Below are 5,411 nucleotides of genomic sequence, written 5' to 3'. Positions count from 1 at the left end.
GGCCGGAGCGGCGCCGCATCTTCCTGGCTGCCTTCCTGGGGGGCGGCCGCGGGAGGTGGGGCCGGCCCGCGGTTGCAGCAATCCGCGAGATGCGGGGCGGGCTCGGGGCGGCGGACGATACGGCTGGGCGCACCGGGCGGCGGGGGTCGATCTCCTGCCCTGCCGGCGGTACGGGGGCGGTCGCCGTCCCCTTCGTGCGCGTCCGCCGTTCCCCGACGACCCGACGACCCGGCGCCTCGACGACGGGCCGGCCTTTCCCCGGAGCGCTGCATGCACCCCTTCCGCATCGACATCCCGCAGGACCAGCTCGACGACCTGCACCGGCGCCTCGACGCGACGCGCTGGCCCGACGAGCTGCCCGGCGTCAACTGGGACCGGGGGGTGCCGCTGGAGTACCTGAAGGAGCTGACCGCGTACTGGCGCTCCTCCTACGACTGGCGGGCGGCGGAGGCGCAGCTCAACGCCTTCCCGCAGTTCACCGAGGAGATCGACGGCGCGCGTGTGCACTTCCTGCACGTCACCTCGCCCGAGCCGGACGCCGTCCCGCTGCTGCTGACGCACGGCTGGCCGGGTTCGGTCGCCGAGTTCCTGGACGTGATAGGCCCGCTGACCGACCCGCGGGCGCACGGCGGCGACCCGGCGGACGCCTTCCACCTGGTGGTGCCGTCGATCCCCGGCTACGGCTTCTCCACGCTGCCCGAGACCGGCTGGGACACCCCGCGGATCGCCCGCGCCTGGGCGGAGCTGATGGCGCGCCTGGGCTACCGGAAGTACGTGGCGCAGGGCGGCGACGCGGGTGCGGTGATCTCCCTGGAGCTGGGCCGCATCGACGCCGAGCACGTCCTCGGGGTGCATGTGAACATGCTGATGACGTTCCCGTCCGGGGACCCGGCGGAGCTGGCGGCGCTGGACGAGCGGGACCAGGCGCGGCTGGGCAAGCTGGCCCGCTTCGACGCGGAGCTGTCGGGCTACATGAAGCTCCAGCAGACCCGTCCGCAGACCCTGGCGTACGGGCTCACCGACTCTCCGGTCGGCCAACTGGCCTGGATCGTGGAGAAGTTCCTCGACTGGACGGGCGCGAGCAGCCTGCCGGAGGAGGCGGTGGACCGGGACCGGCTGCTGACCAACGTGACGATCTACTGGCTGACGGCGACCGCCGGCTCGTCCGCGCAGTTCTACTACGAGGGCGCGGCCGGGGTGCGGGCCGCGGCGGCCGGGGCGGTGCCGCCGGCGCTGACCGTGCCGGTGGGCGTCGCCGTCTTCCCGGACGACATCTTCGTGCCGATCCGCAGCCTGGCCGACCGGGACATCCCGACCATCACGCACTGGACGGAGTTCGAGCGGGGCGGGCACTTCGCCGCGCTGGAGCAGCCGGCCGCGCTCACCGCCGACGTCCGCGCCTTCGTGCGCGCGCTGCGCCCGGCGGCCGTGCCGTCCTCCTGACGCCGCCGGGCGCCCGCGCCTTCCCGTCCGTCCCTTCCCGTCCGTCCCTTCCCGTCCGCGCCTTCCCGCCCTCCGTACCGATCGACACGAGCAGAGATGAGGCACCGCATGACCGCCAGGACCGTGATCGACGTCTGGGTGGCCGACCTGACGTTCCCCGGCTACATGGACCGCCTGCACGCGCTGGGGGCGCAGTTCGAGGAGGCGCACCCCGAGTACCGGGTCAACATCGAGGGGCGCGACTTCCGCAACCTGTCGCGGGAGATCGCCGAGGCCGCGGACGCGGGCCGGCCGCCGGCCGTCGCGGAGTACTACTTCGCGGTGACCCAGGCGGCCCGCGACTCGCGCACCCGCGACGGCAGGCCGCTGTTCACCTCCGTGCAGAAGGCCATCGCGGGCCGCACCGAGATCCTCGGCGAGCCGGTGGTGGTGGACGACCTGCTGCCGGCGGTGCGCGAGCACTACTCGCTGGACGGCGACCTGGCGTCGATGCCGGCGGTGGTCACCGCGATGCTGATCTACGGCAACAAGACGGTGCTGGACCGGGCCGGCGTCTCCTCGCTGCCCACCACCTGGGGCGGGGTCGAGGCGGCGTGCGAGGCGGTGGCCGCGCTGGAGGGCGGCCCGTCGCACGGCGTCACCTGGTCCAACCACGGGCTGTTCTTCCAGCAGGCGCTTGCGGTGCAGGGCGGCGAGCTGGCCGACCACGCCAACGGCCGCGCCGGCCGGGCGGAAAGGCTGGACCTGGCGTCGCCGGAGATGCTCACCTGGGTGGGCTGGTGGCGGGAGCTGCACCGCAAGGGGCACTACCTGCACACCGGGCAGATCCCCGGCTGGGAGGCCAACCTCAAGGCGTTCGCCGACCAGGACGTGGCGCTGCGCGTCACCTCGTCCAACGACCTCAACTACATGGCCATGGCGGCCGAGAACAGCGGCTTCGAGATGACCGTGGGCCGCTTCCCGGGCCGGGACGGCGAGCCGTACGGCGGCAACATCATCGCCGGCACCTCGCTGTGGCTGGCCGACGGGCTGGCGGAGGACGTCCAGGACGGGGCACTGGCGTTCATGCAGTTCCTCAACAACCCGCGCAACGCGGCCGACCGGCACATCGCCTCCAGCTTCGTGCCGGTCACCCGCTCCTCGTACCGGCTGCTGGAGGAGGAGGGCTGGTTTGCGGACCACCCCTTCCACCGTCTGGCCAGCGCGCAGCTCGGCTCGTACGCCGAGGGTCAGGGCGGCGAGGGCGTGCCGCCGTGCCGGGGCGCGCAGTTCGGCGACTTCGCCGGGGCGCAGGACGTGATGACCCGCGCCATGGACGACGTGCTGACGCGCGGCGCGGAGCCGGCCGAGCGGTTCGCCGAGGCCACCGCCGAGGCGCAGGCGCTGCTGGACGCGTACGAGGCGGACCGCACCGCCCGCGGGGTGCGGGACCCGCAGAGCCTGCGGGTGGAGTACTTCCGGGACACCGAGGCGTACACCGGCGCGCAGCTGGAGAACGCGGTCAAGGGCGGTGCGTCGAGGGAGTAGGCGGCGCCGCTCAGGGCCGGCCGTCGGCGGTGCGAAGTCGTGCACCGCGAAGTCGGCCACCGGGAGGTAGCCGATGCGCTGGTAGACGCCGTTGCTCACCGGGTTGGCGAGGTCCGCGAAGAGCACGACCTCGCCCGCGCCGGCGTCCACCGCGCGCCGGCTGGCCGCGGCCGACACCGCGGCCCCGTAACCGCGCCCGCGCAAGGGCTCCGGCGTGTAGACGGGCGCCACCCGCACCTGCCCGGCGACCAGCGGGCTCACCCCCGCCATGGCGGCGGGCGTGCCGTCCGGAGCCTCCCACAGCGTGATCCGCCCCCCGGCGATCCGCACGTCGGCCCAGGCGTGCCCGTCCCCGGCGGGCGGCTCCCCGACGGCGGCGGCGAACTCGTCCCTCCACCGGGTGACCAGGTCCCGGTCCCCCGGCCCGGCCACCCGTGCGCGGCCCGCCGGCCGGGGCGTCGGCGGCGTCAGCTCCCCCAGCCGGTACAGGCGCAGCCGCTCCCGCGGCGCCGCCGTGCCGCCGGTGTGCCGCTGCCAGGCCGCCGCGAACACGTCCGCGGTCTCCTCCTCGGCGCTCACCCCGGGCAGCGGCTGCCCGGCCAGCCGGGCGGCGAGGGCGTCGGCGTCCCCGGCGGTGAGCCGGGTCGGGCACAGCGGGCGCGGCGGAGTGCGGAAGAACGCGGCCGCGACCCCGCCCGCCCGCTCCAGGAACCCGAAGAGCGACCGCTCCGGGCCGAAGGCGTCCGCCCCCTGGGCGCGCAGCGTCTCGGTCACCGTCAGGTGCACGCTGTGCAGGGCGGGGCGGGTGCGCAGGAAGGTCCCGGCGCGCGCGAGGAAGTCGTCGACGCCGTGGGTGAGATGCCAGCCGTTGGGATGCATGCCGCATGCTGTCGTGTGCGGGCGGCGCGGCGCACCTGGATTCCGGCGGCGTAGCCTCGCGGCATGGTGCGCGGTGAGGCGAGTGACGTGGACGGCTACCTGAGCGGCTTTCCCCAGGAGCGCCGGGCGGTGCTGGAGCGGTTGCGGCGGCTGTGCCGGGCGGAGCTGGACGGGTTCGACGAGGTCATGGCGTACGGGATGCCCGCGTACGAGCGGGACGGCGTCTGCGAGATCGCGTTCGCCGCCCAGAAGCAGTACCTCTCCTTCTATCTGATGCGGCCCGATGTCCGGGAGGCGTTCGCGCAGCGGCTGGCCGGCCAGGACATGGGCAAGGGCTGCCTGCGCTTCCGCAAGCCCGAGAGCGTCGACTTCGACCTGCTGCGGGACCTGCTGCGGGCCACCGCGGCGCGGCCGGGCCCGGCCCGCTGAGCCGGCGCCGTCCGGCGCTCAGGCGGGGACGGGGACCCGGACGGCCAGGGCGGTGTAGTAGTCGTCGAGGTCGACGGCCTGGCCGTCGAGGGCGACCCGCAGCTCGGCGAGGGCGCCGCGCAGGGCGGCGCGGACGGCGGGGACCTGGCAGGTCTCGGCCAGGGCGGTGAGCGAGCGGTAGCCCTCCAGGAGGGTCCCGCGCTGGTCAGGCGTGAGTGAGGTGCCGTTCGTCATGGAGACGTGCCGCCTTCCACTTGGTTCGGGGCAGGCTGCCCGCGGGGGCGAGCTCCACCGTGGGCCGGATGCCTATCTCGCGCTTGAACTCCTCGGCGATGCGCGCGCGCAGCGCCTCGGCGGCCGGGCCGGTGAGGTCGCCGGCCTCGGCCTGGACGTGGATGGTGTCCAGGCCGCGGTCGGTGCGCAGGGAGGAGCGGAACTCGGCGACCTCGGGGAAGCCGCGCAGCACGTCCTCGATCATCACCGGGGTCACGGAGACGCCGCGGACCTTGCGCATGTCGTCGACCCGGCGCAGGATGCCGCCGTCCAGGAAGTCCCAGGTGCGGCCGCAGCCGCATTCGGTGTGATGGCGCTTGACGACGATGTCCTCGGTCCAGTGCCGGAACAACTGGACGCCCTCGCGGTACAGGCCGGTGGTGACCCGCACGCCCTCCTCGCCGTAGCCGACCGGTTCGGCGGTCTCGGGGTGCAGCACCTCCTGGATGACCAGCGGTTCGTTGATGTGGCAGGCGCCGCGCCGGGCGGGGCACTCGAACATGAAGACCGAGCCGCACTCGGTGGTGCCGGCGGCGTTGAACACCCGGGCGCCGAAGGCGGACTCGATGGTGCGGGTGGTGAAGTCGGAGCGGGGTTCGGCGCCGGCCAGGATGATGTGGACGTTGGCGTCGCGGGCCAGGTCCACGCCCATCTCGCCGGCCGTCTCGATGAGCCGCATGGCGTAGCTGGGGGTGAGGCCGACCACCTCGACCTGGTGCTCCACGAGCAGTCCGACGAACGCCTTGGAGTCCAGGCCGCCGGCCGGCAGGACGGTGCAGCCCATGCGCTCCAGGGCGTAGTGCATGCCCCAGAAGCCCGCGAACAGGCCGTAGCCGAAGGCGACCATGCCCTTGTGGCGG

Annotated in this window: 5 protein-coding genes and 1 pseudogene; 3 read left to right on the top strand and 3 right to left on the bottom strand. The window is 74.3% G+C overall.

Annotated features, from left to right (window positions below; translation table 11 throughout):
* Positions 1-270 precede the first annotated feature (270 nt).
* On the top strand, positions 271-1,443 hold the full coding sequence (locus tag C6N75_RS12280) for an epoxide hydrolase family protein (RefSeq protein ID WP_105868912.1): 1,173 nt from the start codon (positions 271-273) through the stop codon (positions 1,441-1,443).
* 108 nt (positions 1,444-1,551) lie between these two features.
* Positions 1,552-2,970 (top strand): extracellular solute-binding protein, encoded by a 1,419-nt coding sequence (locus tag C6N75_RS12275; protein WP_105868911.1) that lies wholly within the window; start codon positions 1,552-1,554, stop codon positions 2,968-2,970.
* A 78-nt stretch (positions 2,971-3,048) separates the two neighbouring features.
* Here C6N75_RS12275 and C6N75_RS31570 read toward each other — a convergent pair.
* Positions 3,049-3,849 (bottom strand): annotated as a pseudogene (locus C6N75_RS31570) (GNAT family N-acetyltransferase); the annotation flags it as partial.
* A gap of 63 nt (positions 3,850-3,912) precedes the next feature.
* Between C6N75_RS31570 and C6N75_RS12265 the strand changes: the two are divergent.
* Positions 3,913-4,278, top strand: a complete 366-nt coding sequence (locus C6N75_RS12265) for an iron chaperone (protein WP_105868910.1) — start codon at positions 3,913-3,915, stop codon at positions 4,276-4,278.
* A gap of 18 nt (positions 4,279-4,296) precedes the next feature.
* Here C6N75_RS12265 and C6N75_RS12260 read toward each other — a convergent pair whose 3' ends face one another.
* Both C6N75_RS12260 and C6N75_RS12255 read right to left on the bottom strand, forming a co-directional pair.
* On the bottom strand, positions 4,297-4,512 hold the full coding sequence (locus tag C6N75_RS12260) for a DUF6052 family protein (protein WP_105868909.1): 216 nt from the start codon (positions 4,510-4,512) through the stop codon (positions 4,297-4,299).
* The coding region (locus tag C6N75_RS12255; RefSeq protein ID WP_105868908.1) for a phenylacetate--CoA ligase family protein at positions 4,484-5,411 on the bottom strand (928 nt) is incomplete at its 5' end. The genes C6N75_RS12260 and C6N75_RS12255, both read right to left, overlap by 29 nt.

Source organism: Streptomyces solincola, assembly GCF_002982015.1.
GTDB lineage: Bacteria > Actinomycetota > Actinomycetes > Streptomycetales > Streptomycetaceae > Streptomyces > Streptomyces solincola.
Note: the sequence above shows the minus strand (reverse complement) of the source record. Positions and strands in the feature narration are given on the sequence as shown.